General features: G+C 69.9%; 24 protein-coding genes. 21 read left to right on the forward strand and 3 right to left on the reverse strand.

Going from position 1 to position 22767, the window contains the following annotated elements; translation table 11 throughout:
- Positions 1–54: 54 nt before the first annotated feature.
- The 6 genes from A3CU_RS0125285 to A3CU_RS0125310 all read left to right on the forward strand — a co-directional run bounded on the left by A3CU_RS0125285 (position 55) and on the right by A3CU_RS0125310 (position 5890).
- A complete protein-coding gene (locus A3CU_RS0125285) occupies positions 55–900 on the forward strand; it encodes a glycosyltransferase family 2 protein (RefSeq protein WP_027944653.1) in 846 nt (281 codons plus the stop codon).
- A 57-nt stretch (positions 901–957) separates the two neighbouring features.
- Positions 958–1761: a glycoside hydrolase family 16 protein gene (locus tag A3CU_RS0125290; protein ID WP_027944654.1), complete on the forward strand. Its 804-nt coding sequence runs from the start codon at positions 958–960 to the stop codon at positions 1759–1761.
- 89 nt (positions 1762–1850) lie between these two features.
- A complete protein-coding gene (locus A3CU_RS0125295) occupies positions 1851–2465 on the forward strand; it encodes a malonic semialdehyde reductase (protein ID WP_027944655.1) in 615 nt (204 codons plus the stop codon).
- Positions 2466–2537: 72 nt separating this feature from the next.
- The gene (locus A3CU_RS0125300) at positions 2538–3074 is read left to right on the forward strand and encodes a DUF4240 domain-containing protein (protein ID WP_027944656.1); all 537 of its coding nucleotides are present in this window, start codon (positions 2538–2540) and stop codon (positions 3072–3074) included.
- A 240-nt stretch (positions 3075–3314) separates the two neighbouring features.
- Complete coding sequence (gene thrS / locus A3CU_RS0125305; protein WP_027944657.1) at positions 3315–5351, forward strand: threonine--tRNA ligase; 2037 nt, start codon at positions 3315–3317, stop codon at positions 5349–5351.
- The gene (locus A3CU_RS0125310) at positions 5348–5890 is read left to right on the forward strand and encodes an HIT family protein (RefSeq protein WP_027944658.1); all 543 of its coding nucleotides are present in this window, start codon (positions 5348–5350) and stop codon (positions 5888–5890) included. The genes thrS and A3CU_RS0125310 overlap by 4 nt, the downstream gene beginning before the upstream one ends.
- 90 nt (positions 5891–5980) lie before the next feature.
- Here A3CU_RS0125310 and A3CU_RS0125315 read toward each other — a convergent pair whose 3' ends face one another.
- Positions 5981–6517 (reverse strand): YceI family protein, encoded by a 537-nt coding sequence (locus tag A3CU_RS0125315; RefSeq protein ID WP_027944659.1) that lies wholly within the window; start codon positions 6515–6517, stop codon positions 5981–5983.
- A gap of 121 nt (positions 6518–6638) precedes the next feature.
- Here A3CU_RS0125315 and A3CU_RS0125320 point away from each other — a divergent pair, with 121 nt between their 5' ends.
- The 5 genes from A3CU_RS0125320 (at position 6639) to A3CU_RS0125340 (ending at position 10861) form a co-directional block, all read left to right on the forward strand.
- Positions 6639–7133 (forward strand): MarR family winged helix-turn-helix transcriptional regulator, encoded by a 495-nt coding sequence (locus A3CU_RS0125320; RefSeq protein WP_027944660.1) that lies wholly within the window; start codon positions 6639–6641, stop codon positions 7131–7133.
- 269 nt (positions 7134–7402) lie between these two features.
- Positions 7403–8014, forward strand: a complete 612-nt coding sequence (gene pgsA / locus A3CU_RS0125325) for a phosphatidylinositol phosphate synthase (protein WP_027944661.1) — start codon at positions 7403–7405, stop codon at positions 8012–8014.
- A gap of 222 nt (positions 8015–8236) precedes the next feature.
- The gene (locus tag A3CU_RS0125330; protein ID WP_027944662.1) at positions 8237–9154 is read left to right on the forward strand and encodes a phosphatidylinositol mannoside acyltransferase; all 918 of its coding nucleotides are present in this window, start codon (positions 8237–8239) and stop codon (positions 9152–9154) included.
- A gap of 73 nt (positions 9155–9227) precedes the next feature.
- On the forward strand, positions 9228–10364 hold the full coding sequence (locus A3CU_RS0125335; protein ID WP_027944663.1) for a glycosyltransferase family 4 protein: 1137 nt from the start codon (positions 9228–9230) through the stop codon (positions 10362–10364).
- Complete coding sequence (locus A3CU_RS0125340) at positions 10361–10861, forward strand: LemA family protein (protein ID WP_027944664.1); 501 nt, start codon at positions 10361–10363, stop codon at positions 10859–10861. Before A3CU_RS0125335 ends, A3CU_RS0125340 begins: the two co-directional genes overlap by 4 nt.
- A gap of 13 nt (positions 10862–10874) precedes the next feature.
- Here the strand turns inward: A3CU_RS0125340 and A3CU_RS0125345 are convergent, their stop codons facing one another.
- Both A3CU_RS0125345 and A3CU_RS0125350 read right to left on the reverse strand, forming a co-directional pair.
- Entirely contained in the window at positions 10875–11399 is a 525-nt protein-coding gene (locus tag A3CU_RS0125345; RefSeq protein WP_027944665.1) for an XdhC family protein, read from the reverse strand.
- Between the two features lie 74 nt (positions 11400–11473).
- Entirely contained in the window at positions 11474–13588 is a 2115-nt protein-coding gene (locus A3CU_RS0125350; RefSeq protein ID WP_027944666.1) for an elongation factor G-like protein EF-G2, read from the reverse strand.
- Between the two features lie 162 nt (positions 13589–13750).
- Between A3CU_RS0125350 and pdxS the strand changes: the two genes are divergently transcribed.
- From pdxS to secF, 10 genes are all read left to right on the forward strand, one after another.
- A complete protein-coding gene (pdxS, locus tag A3CU_RS0125355) occupies positions 13751–14665 on the forward strand; it encodes a pyridoxal 5'-phosphate synthase lyase subunit PdxS (RefSeq protein WP_027944667.1) in 915 nt (304 codons plus the stop codon).
- A gap of 148 nt (positions 14666–14813) precedes the next feature.
- Positions 14814–15440, forward strand: a complete 627-nt coding sequence (pdxT, locus tag A3CU_RS0125360; RefSeq protein WP_027944668.1) for a pyridoxal 5'-phosphate synthase glutaminase subunit PdxT — start codon at positions 14814–14816, stop codon at positions 15438–15440.
- 152 nt (positions 15441–15592) lie between these two features.
- Positions 15593–16342 (forward strand): YebC/PmpR family DNA-binding transcriptional regulator, encoded by a 750-nt coding sequence (locus A3CU_RS0125365; RefSeq protein WP_027944669.1) that lies wholly within the window; start codon positions 15593–15595, stop codon positions 16340–16342.
- 92 nt (positions 16343–16434) lie between these two features.
- Positions 16435–16947 (forward strand): DUF4262 domain-containing protein, encoded by a 513-nt coding sequence (locus A3CU_RS0125370; RefSeq protein WP_043842480.1) that lies wholly within the window; start codon positions 16435–16437, stop codon positions 16945–16947.
- Positions 16948–17091: 144 nt separating this feature from the next.
- Positions 17092–17667, forward strand: coding sequence for a crossover junction endodeoxyribonuclease RuvC (gene ruvC, locus A3CU_RS0125375; protein ID WP_027944671.1), 576 nt, complete (start codon positions 17092–17094; stop codon positions 17665–17667).
- Positions 17664–18257 (forward strand): Holliday junction branch migration protein RuvA, encoded by a 594-nt coding sequence (gene ruvA / locus A3CU_RS0125380; protein WP_027944672.1) that lies wholly within the window; start codon positions 17664–17666, stop codon positions 18255–18257. Before ruvC ends, ruvA begins: the two co-directional genes overlap by 4 nt.
- A complete protein-coding gene (ruvB, locus tag A3CU_RS0125385) occupies positions 18254–19300 on the forward strand; it encodes a Holliday junction branch migration DNA helicase RuvB (RefSeq protein WP_027944673.1) in 1047 nt (348 codons plus the stop codon). The genes ruvA and ruvB overlap by 4 nt, the downstream gene beginning before the upstream one ends.
- A gap of 125 nt (positions 19301–19425) precedes the next feature.
- Entirely contained in the window at positions 19426–19818 is a 393-nt protein-coding gene (gene yajC / locus A3CU_RS0125390; protein WP_027944674.1) for a preprotein translocase subunit YajC, read from the forward strand.
- Between the two features lie 167 nt (positions 19819–19985).
- Positions 19986–21560: a protein translocase subunit SecD gene (gene secD, locus A3CU_RS0125395; RefSeq protein WP_027944675.1), complete on the forward strand. Its 1575-nt coding sequence runs from the start codon at positions 19986–19988 to the stop codon at positions 21558–21560.
- A gap of 1 nt (position 21561) precedes the next feature.
- Positions 21562–22767 (forward strand): protein translocase subunit SecF, encoded by a 1206-nt coding sequence (secF, locus tag A3CU_RS0125400; RefSeq protein WP_027944676.1) that lies wholly within the window; start codon positions 21562–21564, stop codon positions 22765–22767.

Below are 22767 nucleotides of genomic sequence, written 5' to 3' on the forward strand. Positions count from 1 at the left end.
CAATCAAGGCGACCACCGCGCGCGCCCCGAGCGCAAACTCGCGGAGGAAAAGGCATGAGCCCGAGCGTCTCCGTGTGCATCCCGGCCTACCAGGCCGGAGAGTACCTCGCCGCGACGATCAACAGCGTCCTTCGCCAGACCTTCGAAGACTTCGAACTCCTCGTGCTGGACAACGCCTCCACCGACGCGACTCCCGACATCCTGCGCGGCTTCACCGACCCGCGCCTGCGCGTCCTGCGCAACCCCGAAGTGCTGCCGGTGGCGGCCAACTGGAACCGCGTGATCTCCAAGTCCGCCGCCCCGCTGGTGAAACTGGTGTGCGCCGACGACCTGCTGCATCCGCGTTGTCTGGAGCGCCAGCACGCGGTGCTGGCCGGCGACCGGAGTCTCGCGCTGGTCTGCAGCCGCCGCGATCTGGTCAACGAGCAGGCCCGCCCGATCGCCCGCAACCGCGGCCTGCGGGGCCTGCTCGGCCGCCACGACAGCCGCACGGTGATCCGCAAGATCGTGCGGCACGGCGGAAACCCGCTCGGCGAACCGGCCGGCGCGCTGTTCCGGCGGGAACATTTCGACGCCGTGGGCGGATTCGACGGGCGGTGGCGGTTCCCGCTGGATCTCCACCTGTGGATCCGGCTGCTCGAACACGGCGACTTCTACGGGATGCCGGAGTCGCTGGCCGCGTTCCGGATCGGCCGTGGCTCGCTGTCCGCCCAGGCCCAGCGGGCCGAGTACGCCGAGCAGCGTTCGCTGACCGAGCGGACCGCGACGGCTCCACAGTGGACGGTGCCGCGGGTGGACCGGATGGTCGGCGCGGCACGGGCGCCAGGTGCCCGGCTGCGGCGGCAGGCGGCGTTCCTGCTGGCGCGGCGGCAGGCGGAACACCGAGCGCCCGGCGGTTGATCAGCTTGTGACCGCGCGGGTGAACCACCCATGTGGGGGAGCGGTATTTTGTCGCGCGTGAACAGACGCGCCCTCGTCCTTGTCGCCGCTCTGGTGCTCGCTGTCGCAGGCGTGGCCGCCGTCGTCATCACCAGCCAGCGGTTCGGCGCCACCGGCGGCAACGCGGCGGTCTCCACGAGCGGACCGACCGTGCTGGCGCCCCCGAAGTCCGACGAGGCGGCGGTGGATTTCGATTGGCAGCGCATCGCCGGCGACGAGTTCGACGGCACGAAGGTCGACACCAGGAAGTGGTCGGTCTACGACGGTTTCGACCAGGCGTCGAACACGAAGTGGAGCGCGAAGCAGTGCACCGTCACCGGCGGGGTGCTCACCCTGACCGGGGCGGCGGACCACGCGGGCACCACGTGCGGCATGTCCTGGCAGGGCGACCAGGTCTACGGCCGGTGGGAGGTGCGGGCGCGGTTCCCGGCCCCGGCCGCCATCGCCTACGACCCGGTCTTCCTGCTGTGGCCGGAGAACGACGACAAGGCGGCGGTCGGCGAGCTCGACTTCGCCGAGGAGTACGACCCCAACCGCCAGTACATCGAAAGCTGGCTGCACGGCCCGGGTGACGTTCAGGTCGCCTACGAGCGCAAGTACGTCGACCTGACCCAGTGGCACAACTTCGCGGTGGAGTGGCAGGCCAGCCACATCACCTGCTACATCGACGGCGTGCCCTGGGTGGGCTACGCCAACCCCGAGGGCATCCCGTCCCAGCCGATGCATCTGGTGCTCCAACAGAACTTCGTGCCGCGCACCAAAGCGGACGTGCCGCCGATCAAGTCCACGGTCGAGGTCGACTGGGTCCGCATCTACCGATAGTGACCACGCGCACACGACGATTCCGGAAATAGTCAAGCGTTCAACAGCGTTGGCGTTGGGAGGGAATGAGCCGACCGAAGGAGTTCACCGTGACCTCGACCGCCAGCCTGGCCGACGTGCTGCACCTGCCACAGGATGTCCAGGACCTGCTCTTCCGAGAAGCCCGGACGGCGAACAGCTTCAGTTCCGAGCCGGTGTCCGACGAGCAGCTCCAGGCCATCTACGACCTGGTCAAATGGGCGCCCACCTCGATGAACACCCAGCCGTTGCGGGCGCTGGTGATCCGCAGCGCCGAGGGCAGGCAGCGCCTGCTGCCGCACATGTCCGAGGGCAACCGCGCCAAGACCGCCACCGCGCCGGTGACCGTGGTGCTGGCCGCCGACACCGACTTCCACGAGAACCTGCCGAAGACGTTCCCGCACAAGCCGGAAGCGAAGGATTCCTTCGCCGAGGAGTCCAGGCGTGAGCAGTTCGCGAAGCTGAACGCCCTGCTGCAGGTCGGGTACTTCATCGTCGGCGTCCGCGCCGCCGGCCTGGCCGCCGGCCCGATGACCGGGTTCGACAACGCCGGCATCGACCGCGAGTTCTTCTCCCGCAACAAGTGGAAGTCCCTGGTCGTGATCAACATCGGCAAGCCGGGCGAGAACCCCTGGTTCGGCCGGTTGCCGCGCCTGGACTACGAAGAGGTCGTCCAGACGCTCTGAGCCAAGGGGCTGGGCGCGGAGACCGGCGGCCCAGGCCACTCCTGTCACACTCAGGTGAGAGGCTGCACGGTCATGGACATCCGACAGTTCTGGACGCTGATCGACGACGCCCGCGGCCAGGTCCCCGCACCGGCAGACAGCGATGCGGTGGCCGGCCGCGCCAGCACCTTGCTCGCCGCCTGCCCTCGTGAGGAAATCGTGGCCACCCAACAGGTCATCTGGGACCTGATGGCCGCCTCTTACCGCAATCCCCTGTGGGCAGCCGCCTACATGATCAACGGTGGTTGCTCCGACGACGGCTTCGACTACTTCCGTGGCTGGTTGATCGCCCAAGGCCGCGACGTGTTCGAGCAGGCCGTGGCCGATCCGGATGCATTGGCCGACCTGCCGTCCATCCGCGCCGCAGCGGTCGATGGAGCAGAGATGGAGTGCGAAGACACGCTGAGCATTGCCTGGAACGCGCACCTCGCCGCAACCGGAGAGCAGGTTCCAACAGGCTCGTACACCGTCCAGTACCCAGAACTGGACTCCGACTGGAATTTCGACTTCGATGACCGGACCGAGATGAAGAGCCGCCTGCCTCGCTTGGCCGCGCTCTACCTGGACTGACACGACAAGGACCTGCGCCGGCGGGCTCCCTGGCGTGCAGGTGCCGAATCGACGTTCAACCTGCTCGCGCTCCGGTGTCCGCGACGCGCAGTGACGGCACATCTTCCCGAGAAACCCCAGCATGCCCGGGAGGAACCTCCTGCCTTCATACAGGAGAGGACGTCAACCGAATGGGGAAGGCGGGCGGCGGATAGCATCGGTGGGTAACCATCGCGTTTCGCACACCTCGAGGAGCCCATCGTGAATCAGCCGTCGCCCGCCGCAGCCGCACCCGCCTCGCGCGTGGTGGTGCCGGCCGGCACCACGGCGGGCTCCGCGGTCCGGGAGGCGGGCCTGCCGGCGCGCGGGCCGGAGGCGATCGTGGTGGTTCGTGACCCGGACGGCCGACTGCGTGACCTGGCCTGGGTGCCCGATGCCGACGTCGAGGTGGAGCCGGTCGCGGCGAACACCGAGGACGGGCGCAGCGTGATCCGGCACTCCGCGGCGCACGTGCTGGCGCAGGCCGTGCAGCAGCAGTTCCCGGAGGCCAAGCTCGGCATCGGCCCGCCGGTGCGTGACGGGTTCTACTACGACTTCGCGGTCGACACCCCGTTCACCCCCGAGGATCTGCAGGCGCTGGAAAAGCGGATGAAGCAGATCATCAAGTCCGCCCAGCAGTTCTCCCGCCGGGCCTTCGGCTCGGTCGACGAGGCCCGTCGGGAACTCGCGGACGAGCCGTTCAAACTCGAACTGGTCGACCTCAAGTCCAGCAGCGAGGACGTGGACACCAACGAGATCATGGAGGTCGGCGCCGGCGACCTCACGATCTACGACAACCTCGACCCGCGGAGCAAGGAGCGGGTCTGGAGCGACCTGTGCCGCGGCCCGCACGTGCCGACCACCAAGTTCATTCCGGCCTTCAAGCTGACCAGGGTGGCCGCCGCGTACTGGCGTGGCGACGAGAAGAACCCACAGCTGCAACGGATCTACGGCACCGCGTGGGAATCGCAGGAGGCCCTGGACGACCACCTCGAGCGCATCGCCGAGGCCGAGCGCCGCGACCACCGCAAGCTGGGCGCGGAGCTGGACCTGTTCTCCTTCCCGGAGGAGATCGGCTCGGGCCTGCCGGTGTTCCACCCCAAGGGCGGCATCATCCGGCGTGAGCTGGAGAACTACTCGCGCCGGCGGCATGAGGAGTCGGGCTACGAGTTCGTCAACACCCCGCACATCACCAAGAGCGCCCTGTTCCTCACCTCGGGGCACCTGCCGTACTACGCGGACACGATGTTCCCGCCGATGCAGCTCGAGGGTGAGGACTACTACCTCAAGGCCATGAACTGCCCGATGCACCACCTCATCTTCCGGTCTCGCGGGCGGTCCTACCGGGAGCTGCCGCTGCGGCTGTTCGAATTCGGCACGGTGTACCGGTACGAGAAGTCGGGCGTGGTGCACGGCCTGACCCGGGTGCGTGGCCTCACCATGGACGATTCGCACATCTACTGCACGCAGGAGCAGATGGCCGGGGAACTGCGGTCGCTGCTGCGTTTCGTGCTCGACCTGCTCGCCGACTACGGGCTGACCGACTTCTACCTCGAATTGTCCACTCGCGGAGATTCGGACAAGTTCATCGGTGAGGACCAGGAGTGGGAGGAGGCGACCGAGACCCTGCGCCAGGCCGCCCTCGACTCCGGTCTGGAGCTGGTGCCCGACCCGGGCGGCGCGGCCTACTACGGCCCGAAGATCTCGGTGCAGGCCAAGGACGCGATCGGCCGCTCGTGGCAGATGTCGACCATCCAGCTCGACTTCAACCACCCCAAGCGGTTCGAGCTCACCTACACCGCGGCCGACGGCACCCGCAAGCAGCCCGTGGTGATCCACCGTGCCCTGTTCGGTTCGATCGAGCGCTTCTTCGGCGTGCTCACCGAGCACTACGCGGGCGCCTTCCCGGCGTGGCTCTCGCCGGTTCAGGTGGTGGGCATCCCCATCGCCGACGAGCACGTCGAGCATCTGCGCGGGGTCGAAAAGGCGTTGCGCGCCAAGGGAATCCGGGTTGACATCGACACCAGCGACGACCGGATGCAGAAGAAGATCCGCACCCACACCACCCAGAAGGTGCCGTTCATGCTGCTGGCCGGCCCGCGCGACGTGGCGGCCGGCGCGGTGTCGTTCCGGTTCCGGGACGGTACCCAGATCAACGGTGTGCCGGTGGTCGATGCGGTGGAGGCGATCGCGGGATGGATCGATCGCAGGGAAAACGGTTCGCCGAACGCGCAGGCCTTCGAGGCGGTCCTGGGGTGAGGCCGGAAACGCTCGTCCCGCAGGACGGTGCCGGGGTGCCCGATGCGTTGCAGCGCCTGTGGACCCCGCACCGGATGGCCTACATCCAAGAAGCCGGCAAGCCCGAAGGTGACGAGCCGGAAGGCTGCCCGTTCTGCCGGCTGATCGCGCTGGAAGACGCCGACGCGCTGATCATCGCGCGCGGTGAGCTGGTCTACGCGGTCCTGAACCTCTACCCGTACAACCCGGGGCACCTGATGGTGCTGCCGTACCGGCATGTCGCGGACTACACCGAGCTGACCGGCGAGGAGACTCGCGAGTTGGCGGAGTTCACGCAGCACGCGATGACCGTGGTGCGGTCGGTGTCCGGGCCCCACGGTTTCAACATCGGCATGAACCAGGGCCTGGTCGCCGGGGCGGGCATCGCGGGGCACCTGCACCAGCACGTCGTGCCCCGCTGGGGCGGCGACGCGAACTTCATGCCGGTCGTCGGCCACACGAAGGTGCTCCCGCAGCTGCTCGGCCAGACGCGCGACCTGCTGGCCAACGCCTGGCACTGACATCGCCGCTGTGCATGAGTGACCCGTTCATGCCGAATTTCGGCATGAACGGGTCACTCATCGCACTGCGCACTTGTGACGGCGCGGCTTCTATGCCTGGAGGCCGGCCTCGATGTCCAGCTCGATCTTGATCTTGTCGCTCACCACGGCGCCGGGAATGCTCTTGCCCACCTCGAAGTCGCCGCGGCTGATCTCGGCGGTGGCCGACACGCCGAGCACCTTGCCGTTCGGGCCGTCGGCGAAGCCGCCCAGCTCGGCCGTCAGCGTCACCGGCTTCGTCACGCCGTGCATGGTCAGCTCGCCGTCGATCAGGTACTCGCCGTCGGAGAACCGGATCCCGGTCGAGGTGAACGTGATGGTCGGGTAGGTCTCGACGTCCAGGAAGTCCGCGGAGCGGACGTGCGCGTCGCGCTGCTCGTTGTTGGTGTCCACGCTGGTGGTGTGGATGGTGGTGGTGACCTTGGAGTCGAGGATGTCGCCGGCGGTCACGATGGTGGTCTCGACCTGGTCGAACCGGCCGCGGACCTTGGAGACGCCGAGGTGGCGGACGGTGAAGCTGACGTCGGAGTGAGTGGCGTCGAGCTGCCAGGTACCAGTGATGTAACCCGGGATCTCGGTCGTGGTCATGTTGCTCCTCCTGAGGTGAAAATGGTCTGAGGCATTGGGGGAGGGACAGCCGCTTGGTTGAGCCCTCAACCAGACTGTAGCAAAGTCGATTGAGCGTTCAACTAGGGGTATCATGGCTGGCATGTCCGCAACCAGGTGGCTCACCGACGACGAGCAGCAAGTGTGGCGCGCCTTCTACGCGGCCGTCGACCTGCTTCGCGGACATGTCGAAGGGCAACTCCAGCGCGACGCGGGTATGCCCCACACCTACTACGAGGTGCTGGTCGCCCTGTCCGAGGCGCCGGGTCGCACACTGCGCATGAGTGAGTTGGCCCAGCGCTGCCGGTCGTCCCGTAGCCGGCTGTCCCACGCGGTGGCTCGGCTGGAGGAAAACGGGTGGGTCCGGCGCCGGTCCTGCCCGACGGACAAGCGGGGCGCGTTCGCCTCGCTCACCGCCGAGGGGCTGGCGGCGATCGAGGAGGCAGCGCCCGGGCACGTCGAGGCGGTGCGGGAAGCGCTGTTCGACGCCCTGACCCCGGACCAGGTACGCGCGCTGGGCGAGATCAGCGCCGCGATCCAGGGCAAGCTGACCCCGCGATGCGCCGCAGCCCTGGCAGAATTGGACGAAGTCGGTTAGCGAGTGTTCGAGGTGGCCTGCGTGGCGGTGCGGGTAGCGGAACCGGCTGACAGCCTCGCCGCGAGCGGCTGGCGCCGCTTGTGAAAACGAGCTAGCGCGCCCGCGTCGAGGGGGTCGAGACGCTGCCGTGGCGGGCGCCACGTCGCGTTCCAGGACATCTTCCGCGCGCCGCCGCGAACCGGCGCGGGCCGGGGTGGATAGGCTGCGCTCTGCAACCCCAACAGCAGCCAGGTGACGTCTTTGATGCCCGACAGTTCCGAGCAGACCCGATGTTGAACATCTTCGCGCGTGCCTCCGTCTCACGCGTTCTCGACCCGCTGGGGCGCGCGCTGGTACGAGCCGGCCTCACGCCCAACGCGATGACGGTGGTCGGCACGACCGGCGCGATCGTCTGCGCCCTGGTGTTCTTCCCGACCGGGATGCTGCTCGCCGGCACGTTCACCGTCTGGGGGTTCGCCATGCTCGACCTGCTGGACGGGGCCATGGCGCGGGCCCGCGGCTACGGCACGCCCTTCGGCGCGGCGCTGGACGCGACCTGCGACCGGCTGGTCGACGGCGCGCTGTTCGGCGCGATCGCGTGGTGGTGCTTCGTGGTCGCGAGCGATCTGCGGGCCGCTGCGGCCGCCCTGGTCTGCCTGGTGCTGGGACAGGTCATCTCCTACATCAAGGCGCGGGCCGAGGCGTCCGGCCTGAAGGCCGACGGGGGCATCGTCGAGCGGGCCGAACGCCTGATCATCGCGCTGGTCGGCACCGGGCTGGAGGGGTTCGGCGTGCCCTACGCGGTCGAGGGATCGCTGTGGTTGCTGGCCGTGCTCTCCGCGATCACGCTGGCCCAGCGGATGTTCGCGGTGGCCGCCTCGGCACGGGAGGAGCACGCGTGAGCAGCCCGGTGTCCACGATCGCGGTCGCGCGCAAACTCGCGAAGGAGAAGGCGTGAGCAGCCCTGTGTCAAGTCGCGGCTCCCAGGCCGACCCAAGAGCGCGCCGCCGACAAGCCCCGCTACCGCGGCGGCAGGGCGCCGTCGTGGGCGAGGTGACTCGAGTTCGTGAGGAGCGCCCTGTCAACAGGATCGCGCTCGCGCGCAAACTCTCGGAGGACACGGCGTGAGCGGGTTCGGTCGGCGCGTCAGTGAACTCGGTTATGCCGCGGGCTGGAAGCTGGTCCGCCGGCTGCCCGCGGGCATGACCGGCGCCGCGTTCTCGCTGGCCGCCGACTTCGCGGCGCGGCGCGCCGGTCCCGGCGCCCAGCAGCTGCGCCGCAACCTCGCCCGGGTCGTGCCGCAGGCCGACGAGGACGAACTCGACGAGCTGACCCGGCGCGCGCTGCGCTCGTACGCCCGCTACTGGCACGAGATGTTCCGGCTGCAGGCGATGGACCACGCGGCGATCCAGCAGCGGGTCGCCGAGCAGGCCAGCGGCGTCGAGTACCTGGACGCGGCGCTGGCCGAGGGCAACGGGGCGGTCCTCGCGCTGCCCCATTCCGGCAACTGGGACGCGGCCGGGATATGGCTGGTCGGCTATGCGGGCTCGTTCACCACGGTCGTGGAGCGGCTCAAACCCGAGTCGGTGTACCAGCGGTTCGTCAGCTTCCGGGAGTCGCTCGGCTACGAGATCGTGCCTGCCACCGGCAGCACCGGCTCGTTCCGCCTGCTGCTGGAGCGCCTGCGCGCCAACAAGGTGCTGTGCCTGCTCGGTGACCGCGACCTCACCGGAACCGGGGTGCCGGTCACGTTCTTCGGCGAGCCGACCCGGATGCCGGGCGGCCCGGCCCGGCTGGCGGCCAGCACCGGGGCCGCGCTGCTGCCGGTCGGCCTGTGGTTCACCGAAGACGGCTGGGGGCTGCGGATCCATCCGCCGATCCGGGTGGCCGCACGGGCCGAGGTGCCCGCCGCGATCCAGGCGCTGGCCGATGTCTTCGCCGGGGACATCGCCGCGCACCCGACCGACTGGCACATGGTGCAGAAGCTGTGGACCGCCGACTTCGAGGAGCCCGGCGCGGGCGAAACACGGGAGGCGGCGTGAGCGAAAGTCATCGTTTCTCGCCGCTCGCCCTTGCCGACCGGGTGCGGGTATCCCATAAGGCACAGGAGGCGGCGTGAAGATCGGCATCGTCTGCCCCTACTCGTTCGACGTGCCGGGCGGGGTGCAGAACCACGTCGTGGACCTGGCCAGGGCGCTGCTCGACCGGGGGCACGAGGTATCGGTGCTCGCCCCGGGCGACGAGGACGCCGACCTGCCGCCGTTCGTCCAGGCCGTGGGGAAGGCGCTGGGCATCCGGTACAACGGGTCGGTGGCCCGGCTCCAGTTCGGGCCGGTGTCCTACGCGCGGGTGCGGCGGTGGTTGCACGAGGGCAACTTCGACGTGCTCCACCTGCACGAGCCGAGCGCGCCGAGTCTGTCCCTGCTCGCGTTGAAGGTCGCCGACGGCCCGATCGTGGCCACCTTCCACACCTCGACGCCGCGATCCCGCACGCTGTCGGCGTTCCAGCCGGTGCTGCGCCCGCTGCAGGAGAAGATCACCGCGCGGATCGCGGTGTCCGCGCTCGCCCGTCGGGTGCAGGTCGAGCACGCGGGCGGTGACGCGGTCGAGATTCCCAACGGCGTCGACGTCGAGTTCTTCTCGAAGGCGACGCCGCTGGAGGGCTACCCGCGGGCCGGCGGCACGATCGGTTTCGTCGGCCGGTTCACCGAGCCGCGTAAGGGAATGGCGGTACTGCTCGGCGCGGCGGAGGAGCTGCTGCCCGACTTTCCCGGCCTGCGGCTGCTGGTGGTCGGGCGGGGCGAGCCGGAGGCGCTGCGCCGGATGGCCGGGCCGAAGCTGGCGCCGCACATCGAGCTGCTCGGCCAGGTCGACGACGAAGGCAAGGCCCGGGCGCTGCGCAGCGTCGACGTGTACTGCGCCCCCAACACCGGGGGCGAGAGCTTCGGCATGATCCTCACCGAGGCGATGGCCGCCAGGACGGCGGTGGTCGCCAGTGGGCTGGACTCGTTCCGCCGGGTGCTCGACGACGGCCGCGCCGGCCTGCTCACCCCGACCGGCGACGCCGCCGCGCTCGCCGGGGCGCTGCGCGAGGTGCTCGCCGATCCGGCGCGGCGCGCGTCGCTGGTCGCCGCGGCAGGGGAGCGGGTGATGATCTTCGACTGGTCCGTGGTGGTGGCCCAGGTGCTCCGGGTCTACGAGACGGCCGTCGCCGCCGATCCGCGGCGCGTTGCCGAAGTGGCGCCGCATTGAACTGGTTCGTGCTTCTCGTCGCCATCGTCGCGGCCGTGGTGGTGCTCGGCGGGCTGTTCCTGGTCGCGACCGCCAACCGGCTGGACCGGCTGCACGTCCGGCTGGACGCGGGCTGGGCGGCGCTGGACGCGGCGCTGGCCCGGCGTTCGGTCGTCGCCCGAGCCGTGGCCGCCGGGGCGCTGCCGCCCCCGGAGGGCGCGTGCCTGCGCGAGGCCGCGGACGCGGCGGAAACCGCGCCGCGTCCGGACCGGGAATCCGCCGAGAACGAGCTGACCCGGCTGCTCGCCGTGATCGACCGGGACCGGTTGCCGCCGCGGCTCGCGGACGAGCTGGCCGATGCCGAACAGCGCGTGGTGATCGCACGGCGGGTGCACAACGACGCGGTGCGCGACACACTCGCCCTGCGGCGCCGGCGCAAGGTGCGCTACTTCAAGCTCGCCGGCACCGCACCGCAGCCGGAGTATTTCGAGATCGCCGAGCCCGACCCGGCGACCTGACCAGCGGGGCCGGTCAGAAGTGGAAGCCGCCGCTGCGCCCGTTCCGGTCGGCCAGCAGGCCGGCCAGGGTGGCGATGGCGATCTCCGGCGGGGTCCGTGAGCCGATGTTGAGGCCCACCGGCCGGTGCACGCGGGCGATGTCGTCTCCGGAGACGCCGAGTCGCTTCAGCGCCTCGATGTGCGGCCCGGGGTGCCGCGGGTTGCCCATCACGCCGACCCACCGGACCCGGTGGGCCAACACGTCCCGCAGGGCGGGGCCGAGTTCGGGCCGGTGGTGGTCGGTGACCACGACCTCGGCCGACTCGTCGAGCTCGGGTAGTTCGGTGAACACCTCGGCGTCGGGCTCGGACAACGCCTTCGCCCGGTCGGGATCGGGCTCGTAGAGGGCCGCCCGGTAGCCGAGATCGGGCGCGTAGCGCAGCAGGTAACCCGCCACCGGCGAGGCGAACACGGTCAGCAACGTGCGGCCGGCGGCCTGGTGCCGGATCTCGCCCTCACCGTGCGCGACCGCGCACGCCGGGTCGTCCTCGGATGCCATGCGTGAGAGCGTAATTCACAACGTGAGTTCGGCAAGCAGAGTGACGGAGAACGACGCTGCGATTCTGCCACCGATCACCCCGCCAGGGCGTGCGGAAGCGGGTCGTAGCGGGCGTGCCGGCGGGTGAAGCTCGCCGTGCCCGAGGTGAGCGAACGCAGGTCGGTGGAGTACCGGACGAGTTCGGTCGCGGGCACCTCCGCCCGGATCACGCTGCGCCCGCCGTCCGTCGACTCGGTGCCCAGCACGCGCCCGCGCCGGGCCGACAGGTCGCCGAGCACCGTGCCCAGGTGCTCGTCGGGCAGCCGCACCACGACCTCGTCGAGTGGTTCGAGCAAGGTGACCCGCCCGTTCGCCGCCGCGTCCTTGAGTGCGAGCGCACCGGCCGTCTGAAAGGCCGCGTCCGAGGAGTCCACGCTGTGCGCCTTGCCGTCCACCAGGGTCACCCGGAGATCGACCACCGGATACCCGGCGGTGAGCCCGCGCTTGAGCTGCGCCCGCACACCCTTCTCCACGCTCGGGATGAACTGGTTCGGGATCGCGCCGCCGACGATCCGGTCGACGAACTCGAATCCCGCGCCTCGTTCCAGCGGCTGCACCTCGATGTCGCAGACGGCGTACTGCCCGTGCCCGCCGGACTGCTTGACGTGCCGGCCGTGTCCCTTGGCCGGTCCGGCGAAGGTCTCCCGCAGGCTGATCCTGATCGGCTCGGTGTCCACCTCCGCGCCACCCGCGCGCAGCCGGGACAGCACCACGTCGGCGTGGGCCTCGCCCATGCACCACAGGACCAGCTGGCCGGTTTCGGAGTTGCGTTCCAGCCGCAGCGTCGGGTCCCCGGCCACGAGGCGGGAAAGGTTGCGCGCCAAGGCATCCTCGTCGCTGCGGTTGTGCGCGACGATCGCGACGGGCAGCAGCGGCTCCGGCATCGTCCACGGCCGCATCAGCAGTGGGTGCTCCGGCGAGGACACCGTGTCGCCGGTCTCCGCCGAACCGACCTTGGTCAGCGCGCACAGGTCGCCCGCGACGCAGTAGGGAACCTCGCGCAGGTTCGAGCCGAGCGGCGAATAGATGTGCGCCACGCGCTCGTCGGCATCGTGGTCTTCGTGCCCGCGCTCGGTCAGTCCGTGCCCCGAGACGTGCACCGGGCGCTCGGGGCGCAGCGTGCCGGAGAACACGCGCACCAGGGACACCCGGCCGACGTAGGAGTCGACCGCGGTCCGCACCACCTCGGCGGCGAGCGGCCCGCCCGGGTCGGCCCGCAGCTCGATCCGCTGGGTGCCGTCGATCGAACTGATCTCCGGCAGCGGGTGCTCCAACGGCGAGGGGAACGCGCGGACGATGCCGTCCAGCACCTCGGCCAAGCCGACCCCGGTGGTTGCGGACACCGGGATGACCGGGTGGAAGGTGCCGCGCGCGACGGCGGTCTCCAGGTCCGAGATCAACGTCGCCTCGGAGATCTCCTCGCCTTCGAGGTAACGGTCCATCAGCGACTCGTCCTCGCTCTCGGCGATGACCCCCTCGATCAGCTCGTTGCGCGCCAGGGTCAGCCGTTCCAGGTCCGCGGGGTCGGGCTCGCCCACGGTGGGCGGGTACCCGTTCGAATAGTCGAGCAGCCGCTGCGTGATCAGCCCGATCAGGCCGGGCCGGTCGCCGCCGGCGGGCAGGTACAGCGGGAGCACGCCCGCGCCGAACGCCTCCTGGCACGCGGCGATCTCGCCCATCACGTCGGCACGGTGATGGTCGAGCCGGGAAATCACCACGGCGCGAGGCATGCCGACCGCGGCGCACTCCTCCCACAGCGCGACCGTGGCCGGGTCCACGCCCTCGAACGCGGACACCACGAACAGCGCGGCGTCAGCGGCACGCAACCCCGCGCGCAGCTCCCCGACGAAGTCCGCGTAGCCCGGCGTGTCGATCAGGTTGATCTTGACTCCGTCGTGCAGCACGGGGGCGACGGCAAGGCCGACCGAACGCTGCTGGCGGACCGCCGCCGGATCGTGGTCGCAGACCGTGGTGCCCTCTACCACGGAACCGGCCCTGTTCACGGTGCCGGACGCCGCGAGCAGGGCCTCGGTGAGCGTGGTCTTGCCGGAACCGGACGGTCCCACCAGGACGACGTTGCGAACGTTGCGCGGATCGTCCACAGCGACCGCGGCCCCGGAATCATCGTGTCTGGATTGCTTGTCGGCCATGACGTGGCCTCCCGGGACGTCGGGTGTCGTTGGGTGTGCCTTCGATCACACACCCGATGGGGCCACCCCGGCAACCCCGCGTTCGCCGGCCCCGCGAATGGCCTGCTGAGATAGCGCCTAACTGGCCTGGGGAAGCGGTCCATTCGAACCTACGATTGTGGTATGTCCCAAGTTGAATCCACTGGTTCCACCGTGCCGGAGCGCGGCACCGCACGGGTGAAGCGCGGCATGGCGGAGATGCTCAAGGGCGGCGTGATCATGGACGTCGTCACCCCCGAGCAGGCCAAGATCGCCGAAGACGCCGGCGCCGTCGCGGTGATGGCGCTGGAGCGGGTACCGGCCGACATCCGGGCGCAGGGCGGGGTGGCCAGGATGAGCGACCCCGACCTGATCGACGGGATCATCCAGGCCGTCTCCATCCCGGTGATGGCCAAGGCCCGGATCGGCCATTTCGTCGAGGCTCAGGTGTTGCAGGCGCTCGGCGTCGACTACGTCGACGAGTCCGAGGTGCTCACCCCGGCCGACTACGCCCACCACATCGACAAGTGGGCCTTCACCGTGCCGTTCGTGTGCGGCGCGACGAACCTGGGCGAGGCGCTGCGCCGGATCGGCGAGGGCGCGGCGATGATCCGTTCCAAGGGTGAGGCCGGCACCGGCGACGTGTCCAACGCGACCTTGCACATGCGCAAAATCCGCGCCGAGATCCGGCGCTTGAGCTCGCTGTCCGAGGACGAGCTGTACGTCGAGGCCAAGGAGTTGCAGGCACCGTACGAGCTGGTCCGGGAGGTGGCCGAGCAGGGCAGGCTGCCGGTGGTGCTGTTCACCGCGGGTGGCATCGCGACCCCGGCCGACGCCGCGATGATGATGCAGCTGGGTGCGGAGGGGGTGTTCGTCGGATCGGGGATCTTCAAGTCCGGCGACCCGGCCGGACGAGCCGCCGCGATCGTCAAGGCGACCACCTTCCACGACGACCCGGAGATGCTGGCCAGGGTCTCGCGCGGGCTGGGCGAGGCGATGGTCGGCATCAACGTCGACGAGGTGCCCGAACCGCACCGCCTCGCCGAACGCGGCTGGTGAGGCGCGAGTCCCACGTTCCCGTCGCGCGTGTCCCACATTCCCGTCGCGTGTGTCCCACGTTCCCGTCGCGTGAGTCCCACATTCCGGTCGTGCGAGTTCTGCGTTCCGGCGGCACGAGTTCCACGGCCGGTGAGGTGAAGGAGGTCAGGTGTCCGCTACACCGGTGATCGGGGTGCTTGCCCTGCAGGGCGACGTGCGTGAACACGCCGCCATGCTCGAGCGCTGCGGGGCGCGGGCGCGCCCGGTGCGGCGCCCGGAGGAACTGGCTGAGGTGCACGGGCTGGTGCTGCCCGGCGGCGAGTCGACCACCATGTCCAGGTTGCTCGAAACGTTCGAGTTGCTCGACCCGCTACAGGAGCGGATCGAGGCAGGCATGCCGGCCTACGGCTCGTGCGCCGGCATGATCCTGCTGGCCCGGCAGGTGCTGGACGGCCGGCCGGACCAGCGGCAGCTCGACGGGCTCGACGTGGTGGTCCGGCGCAACGCGTTCGGGCGCCAGGTCGACTCGTTCGAAGCCGATCTCGACTTCGACGGCCTTGCCGGCGGTCCGCTGCACACGGTTTTCATCCGGGCACCATGGGTGGAGAAGGCCGGCGACGGGGTGGAGATCCTGGCCCGGGTGCCCAAGACGCCGCACGCCGGGGACGCTGCCGATAGGATCGTCGCGGTCCGGCAGGGACCGGTGCTCGCCACCGCGTTCCATCCGGAACTGACCGGGGACGAGCGGGTGCACCGGCTGTTCGTCGACATGGTGGGGGCAGCGCTGCCGGGATGATGTAGCAGAATCGCACAGCACCCCGGTGGCATGAGCGTGTTCGCGCCCGCGTTCGCAAGGGTATGAGGAGGAGAGATGAGCGGCCACTCCCGGTTCGGGACGTCACAGTGGCCACCGCGAAGTCTCTTCGAGGACGAGAGCATGGAGGAGAGATGAGCGGCCACTCCAAGTGGGCGACCACGAAACACAAGAAGGCCGCCCTCGACGCCAAGCGTGGCAAGCTGTTCGCGAGACTGATCAAGAACATCGAGGTCGCCGCGCGGACCGGCGGGGGCGACCCGGACGGTAACCCGACGCTCTACGACGCGATCCAGAAGGCCAAGAAGAACTCGGTCCCGCAGGACAACATCGAGCGGGCGCGCAAGCGCGGCGCCGGCGAGGAAGCCGGCGGCGCCGACTGGCAGACGATCATGTACGAGGGCTACGGCCCCAACGGCGTCGCGGTGCTGATCGAATGCCTCACCGACAACCGCAACCGCGCGGCGTCGGAGGTGCGGACCGCGTTGACCCGCAACAACGGCTCGCTCGCCGACCCGGGCTCGGTGGCCTACCTGTTCAACCGCAAGGGCGTGGTGATCATGCCCAAGAGCGGGCTGTCCGAGGACGACGTCCTGCTGGCCGTGCTCGACGCGGGCGCGGAGGAGGTGAACGATCTCGGTGACAGCTTCGAGATCGTCTCGGAGGCGACGGACCTGATCGCGGTCCGCACCTCGTTGCAGGACGCGGGCTACGACTACGAGTCGGCGGAGGCCAGCTTCCTGCCGTCGGTGAACGTGCCGTTGGACGTCGAAGGCGCGAAGAAGGTGTTCCGTCTGATCGACGCGCTCGAAGACTGCGACGACGTCCAGAACGTCTACGCCAACTTCGACGTTTCCGACGACATCCTCGCCGAAGTCGGCTGACCGGTGTCACCACGGAACTCCCGGCGTGCGGGCACGCCGGGAGTTCCGTACTGGTCTGTGCCGGCGTCGATCCATCGGGCAGAATGCGCGCCATGACGACCGAGGCCCTCGCCCCCGAAGATCAGGAACTGCTCGAGCGGATCGCCGACGAGGCCGAACGGCGGGGCAACGCCGTCATCCGGGTTCCCCGGGACGACAAGGGTTCCGGCTACTGCTTCACCGCGTGTGTGTGGGCCATGCACCAGGTGCCGGAGGCGGTGGTCGTAGGCCTCCCCGAGAACGTGGCGCCGGTCCTGCTCGACGCCTACGTGGACCGGGCGGCCACCGGGGAGGTGTTCACCCCGGGGCGGGTCTACGACGATTTCTTCGAGGGCGTGGCGGTCACCTTCGAACGGGTCGACCGCGGTTACTACGTCGAGTACTTCGGCAGCGCGTTCCTCGTCTACCCCGACGGCGACTTCCCCGCGGTGCAGATCATCGTCGCCACCCCGGAGGGCAAGTGGCCGTGGGATCCCGACGCGCCAGAGGGCTTCGCCGAGTGGCAGCCCGTGCTCACCGACAGCGGGCTCCCGGAGAGCTGGACGCCGGGCGTCGACGGTCCATAGTGGACTCTGTGCATGAGTGGCCCGTTACTGCCGGATGCCGGCAGTAACGGGTCACTCATGCCACCGGCCGCGGCGCGTCCTCCCCGCCTTCCGCGGCGCCGGCGGGTAGCCTGCCGAACAGGTGTTCGGCGAGAAGGAGAATCGGTGCGAGTGCTCGGTGTCGACCCCGGGCTGACCCGGTGTGGACTGGGTGTGGTGGACGGTGGCACCGGGCGAACGGTCACCTGTGTCGCCGTGGACGTCGTGCGGACCCCGGTCGACGCGTCGCTGGAGATCAGGCTGCTGCGGCTGGCCGACGCGGTGGAGGACTGGCTCGAGCGGTACCGTCCGGAAGCGGTGGCGGTGGAGCGGGTGTTCAGCCAGCACAACGTGCGCACTGTGATGGGTACCGCGCAGGCCGGGGGAGTCGTCGCGCTGACCGCGGCACGGCGGAGGCTGCCGGTCGCCTTCCACACGCCGAGCGAGGTGAAGGCGGCGGTGACCGGCTCCGGGCGCGCCGACAAGGCGCAGGTCACCGGCATGGTCACCCGGCTGCTCAAGCTGGCCGAGGCGCCCAGCCCGGCCGACGCGGCGGACGCGCTGGCACTGGCGATCTGCCACCTGTGGCGCGAGCCGATGCGGGCGCGGCTGGCCGAAGCGGAGGCGCGGGCGGCCGAGCTGGCCAGGACGCACCGGGCAAGGCTGGCCGCGGCGGCCAGGAACGCGAAGGGGAACCGATGATTTCGTCGCTGCGTGGAGAGGTGCTCTCGATCGGTCTCGACCACGTCGTGGTGGAGGTCGGCGGGGTGGGGTTGTCGGTGCAGGCCACTCCGGCCACGCTCGCCACGCTCCGCCGTGGGGAGCAGACGCAGCTGCACACGGCGCTGGTCGTGCGCGAGGACTCACTGACCCTGTTCGGCTTCGCCGACGCCGATGCCCGCGAGCTGTTCGGGTTGCTGCAGACCGTGTCCGGCATCGGGCCGCGCCTGGCGCTCGCCGCGCTGGCCGTGCTCGATCCCGACAAGCTGCGCACCGCGCTCGCCGACGGCGACATCGGCGTGCTCACCCAGGTGCCGGGGATCGGCCGCAAGGGTGCCGAGCGGCTCACCCTGGAACTGCGCGACAAGGTCGTGGCCACCGCGGCGGCCGGGCCGCAGGTGCCGGCGGCGGCCTCGGGGGCGGTCCGGGGCGAGGTCGTGGAAGCGCTCACCGGCCTCGGTTTCGCGGCGAAGCAGGCCGAGCAGGCGGTGGACCGGGTGCTGGCCGACGGTACGTCCGGCGACACCCCGGCGGTGCTGCGCGCGGCGCTGAAGGCCTTGGGGCGTAAGTGAACGGGCCCGACGCCGAGGAGACCCTGTCCGCGCTGCCGCAACAGGGCGAGCGGGACGTCGAAACCACCCTGCGCCCCCGTCGGCTCGCCGAGTTCGTCGGCCAGCCCCGGGTGCGCGAGCAACTGGAACTGGTGCTCGAAAGCGCGCGGCGGCGCGGTGTCCCGCCCGATCACGTGCTGTTGTCCGGCCCGCCGGGCCTGGGCAAGACCAGCCTGGCGATGATCATCGCGGCGGAGCTGGACGCGGCGATCCGGATCACCTCCGGGCCGGCGCTGGAGCGGGCGGGAGACCTGGCCGCGATGCTGTCCAACCTCGCCGAAGGCGACGTGTTGTTCATCGACGAGATCCACCGGATCGCCCGCCCCGCCGAAGAGATGCTCTACCTGGCGATGGAGGACTTCCGGGTCGACGTGGTGGTGGGCAAGGGGCCCGGCGCCACCAGCATTCCGCTGGAGATCGCGCCCTTCACGCTGGTCGGGGCCACCACCCGGTCCGGCGCGCTGACCGGGCCGCTGCGCGACCGGTTCGGGTTCACCGGACAAATGGAGTTCTACGCCGAAGCCGAACTCGACCAGGTCGTGCGCCGCGCGGCCACCATCCTGGGCATCGGGATCGACGCGGCCTCCAGCGCCGAGATCGCCCGCCGCTCGCGGGGCACGCCCCGGATCGCCAACCGCCTGCTGCGCCGCGTGCGGGACTACGCGGAGGTGCGCGCCGACGGGCGGATCACCCGCGAGATCACCCGCGCGGCGCTGGAGGTCTACGACGTGGACGAACTGGGGCTCGACCGGCTCGACCGGGCGGTTCTCGGCGCGCTGGTGCGCTCCTTCGGCGGCGGCCCGGTCGGGGTCTCCACCCTCGCGGTCGCGGTCGGAGAGGAACCGTCGACCGTGGAAGAGGTTTGCGAGCCTTACCTGGTCCGTGCCGGCATGCTCGCGCGGACTCCCCGGGGACGGGTGGCCACCGCGGCGGCGTGGGAGCATCTCGGGCTTCCCCCGCCTCCGGAGTACGGTCGTGGAGACCAGGCAATTCTGTTCGAGTAGGCGTTACGCTCGTGCGAGAACGGCCCGAGTGCTGAGCTTCGAGGTGAGGGCTGGCACACTCGAAAGAGCACAACCGGACAGAAGGACCGAAGGAAGGCGGGCGTGGCGCCCGCCGAAGGAGAATTATGAGCCAGTACCTATTGCCGATGCTCCTCCTGCTCGTCGTGGCGATTCCGCTGGTGATGGGTACCCGCAAGCAGAAGCGGGCCGTGGCGGAGCAGCAGCAGCTCCAGAGCAGCCTCGTCGAGGGTGACCGCGTGATGACCACCTCCGGCCTGTACGGCACGGTGGCCGACACCAGCAGCGACACCACGATCGACATCGAGATCGCGCCCGGCGTGGTGACCACGTGGCTGCGGCAGGCGGTGCGGGAGAAGGTCGCGCCGGAGGTCGAAACCGACGAGCACGACGAGGCCGATGACGACGCGGCTACCGAGACGGCGGTGGTGGCTTCGGCCGAGGAGACCGAGAAGCCCGGCCCGGAGATCGCGCCTCCGCTGGAGCACGGAAAGAAGTAGCCCGTTGTCGCGGCGGGGGGCCTCGCCGCGAAGCCGGGAGCAGGGCCCCGGCGTTGCGTAGCGACGCCGGGGGTGAACGCTGCATTCACCGCGTGGCGAGTAGTGTCTCGGTGTGACTGGGGGGACACACCGTTGATCAGCAGGATCACTCGAGGAGAACGACGACCGTGGCACCACCGGCCGGGCGCATCCGCGCAGGACGCTATCTCGGCTTCTTCGTGTTCATCGTGGTCTTGCTCTACGCGCTGGTGTTCTTCACCGGCGGTGGAAAGCCGACCCCGAAGCTGGGTATCGACCTCCAGGGCGGCACCCGGGTAACGCTGACCGCCCATACCCCGGACGGATCCGCGCCGTCGAAGGACTCGCTCAACCAGGCGCGCCAGATCATCGAACGCCGGGTCAACGGCAACGGCGTCGCCGGCACCGAGGTCCTGCTGGACGGCAGCAACATCGTCATCACCGTGCCGGGCGAGCAGGGCGACGAGGCGAAGAAGCTCGGCCAGACCGCCAAGCTGGGCTTCCGCAAGGTGCTCGACGCGCAGACGTCGACCGCGCCGCCGGCACCGGTCCCGCCGAACGTGGTGACCACCGACCCCGCGGTGATCCAGGCGGCGAAGGGCAGCCGCCAGGACACCGGGCTGGTGACCGGCAGCGGTGACAGCCTGGCGGAGTCGCAGGCGGCGCAGCAGTCGCTGGCCGCGTTCATCTGCCCCACGCAGGATCCGTTGCGCGGCAACGACGATCCGAACCTCCCGCTGCTGACCTGCAATGAGGACGGCTCCGAGAAGTACTTGCTCGGCCCGGTCTTCCTGGAGGGCACCGAGATCGACAACGCGGTGTCGTCGCCGCCGGCGCAGAACAAGGCGGGCTGGACCGTCGACCTGACGTTCAAGTCGGCCGGGCGCCAGATCTGGGCCGACTTCACCACCAAGAACATCCAGCAGCGCGCCGCGTTCGTGCTGGACACGCAGGTGGTGTCGGCGCCGACCATCCAGAACGCGATCGTGGACGGCAACACCCAGATCATGGGCCAGTTCACCCAGCAGCAGACCAAGGACTTGGCCAATGTCCTGAAGTACGGCTCGCTGCCGCTGTCGTTCACTTCGTCCGACGCGGTCACCGTGTCCGCCACGCTCGGTCTCGCTTCACTCGAGGCCGGGTTGATCGCCGGCGGAGTCGGCCTGGTGCTGGTGTTCGTGTACTGCCTGTTCTACTACCGGCTGCTCGGCGCGCTGACCATCGTGTCGCTCGCGCTGTCGGCCACCATCGTCTACGCGGTACTGGTACTGCTCGGCCGGTGGATCGGGTTCACCCTCGACCTCGCCGGTGTCGCCGGGTTCATCATCGCCATCGGGGTCACCGCGGACTCGTTCGTCGTGTTCTTCGAACGGCTCAAGGACGAGATACGCGAGGCCGGCCGCACCTTCCGGTCGGCGGTGCCACGCGGCTGGGTGCGGGCGCGGCGTACGATCCTGGCCTCGGACGGGGTCATGTTCCTGGCCTCCGCGGTGCTGTACGCGATCGCGGTCGGCGACGTGCAGGGCTTCGCGTTCACCCTCGGCCTGTCCACCGTGCTCGACCTGGTTGTGGTGTTCCTGGTGACGCATCCGCTGGTGGCGCTGGCGTCGAAATCCAAGTTCCTGTCCAACCCGAAACTCACCGGTCTCGGTGGCGTGCAGACCATCGCCGCCGAGCGCCGGTCCGCCCGAAAAGCCGCCACCGCGGCCGTGAAGGAGGCGTGACGTGGCCAGTAGCGAAGGCTCTGCCAAGACGGGCTCCCTCTTCCACCGGCTGTATGTGGGCACCGGCGCGTTCGACATCGTCGGCAAGCGCAAGCGCTGGTACATCTTCTTCGGCCTGCTGGTGCTGGTGTGCATCGCGTCGATCGGTATCCGCGGTTTCAACTGGGGCATCGAGTTCGAGGGCGGCACGCAGATCCAGCTGCCGGCGCACGGCACGCACGGCGTGATCACCACGGAGCAGGCGAGCCGGGTGTTCACCGACGCGACCGGGAAGCAGCTGTCCTCGACGCAGACGATCGGCGTCGGCGACGCGGCCAACGTGCAGCTGAGGTCGGAGTCCCTGGACCCGCCCACGGTCGAGAAGGCCAAGCAGGCGCTGTTCGAGCAGCTCCAGCCGGTCTCCGCGAACGGCCAGCCCAGTGTGCAGGCGATCAGCGACAGCGCGGTGAGCGCGTCCTGGGGCCAGGAGATCTCGCAGAAGGCGCTCATCGCGCTCGCGGTCTTCGCCGTGCTGGTGACGGTGTTCCTGAGCATCTACTTCGAACGCTGGATGGCGCTGGCGGCGCTGATCTCGCTGGTGCACGACATCGTGATCACGGCCGGCGTCTACTCGCTGGTCGGGTTCGAGGTGACCCCGGCCACGGTGATCGGCCTGCTGACCATCCTCGGGTTCTCGCTCTACGACACGGTGGTGGTGTTCGACAAGGTCAAGGAGAACGCCCGCGGCATCCTCGGCCTGACCCGCCGTACTTATGCCGAGACGGCGAACCTGGCGCTCAACCAGACGCTGATGCGGTCGATCAACACTTCGGTGATCGCCCTGCTGCCGGTGCTCGGCCTGCTCGTGGTCGGCTACTTCCTGCTCGGTTCGGGCACCCTGCAGGACCTGGCTCTGGTGCAGCTGGCGGGCATGCTGATCGGTGTGCTGTCGTCGCTGTTCCTGGCGACCCCGCTGCTGGTGGACTTCAAGATGCGTGACCCGAGGTTCAAACAGCAGGCCGAGCGCGTGCGTGCGCGGCGCGCGAACGCGGCCCGCAAGGCCGCCGAGCGCGAGGCCGAAGAAGAGTTCGACCCGGCCGACGACGACGCGCTCGCAGCGGAACTGCGCCGCGAGCGGGCGTTCGCGGCGGCGGCCAGCGTGCCGGCGCGAACGCCGAAGGCGCCTCCCCGGCGCGGTGGGCGACCGTCGGGCAAGCGGAAGCGCTGA

This window comes from Amycolatopsis taiwanensis DSM 45107 (assembly GCF_000519205.1).
GTDB lineage: Bacteria > Actinomycetota > Actinomycetes > Mycobacteriales > Pseudonocardiaceae > Amycolatopsis_E > Amycolatopsis_E taiwanensis.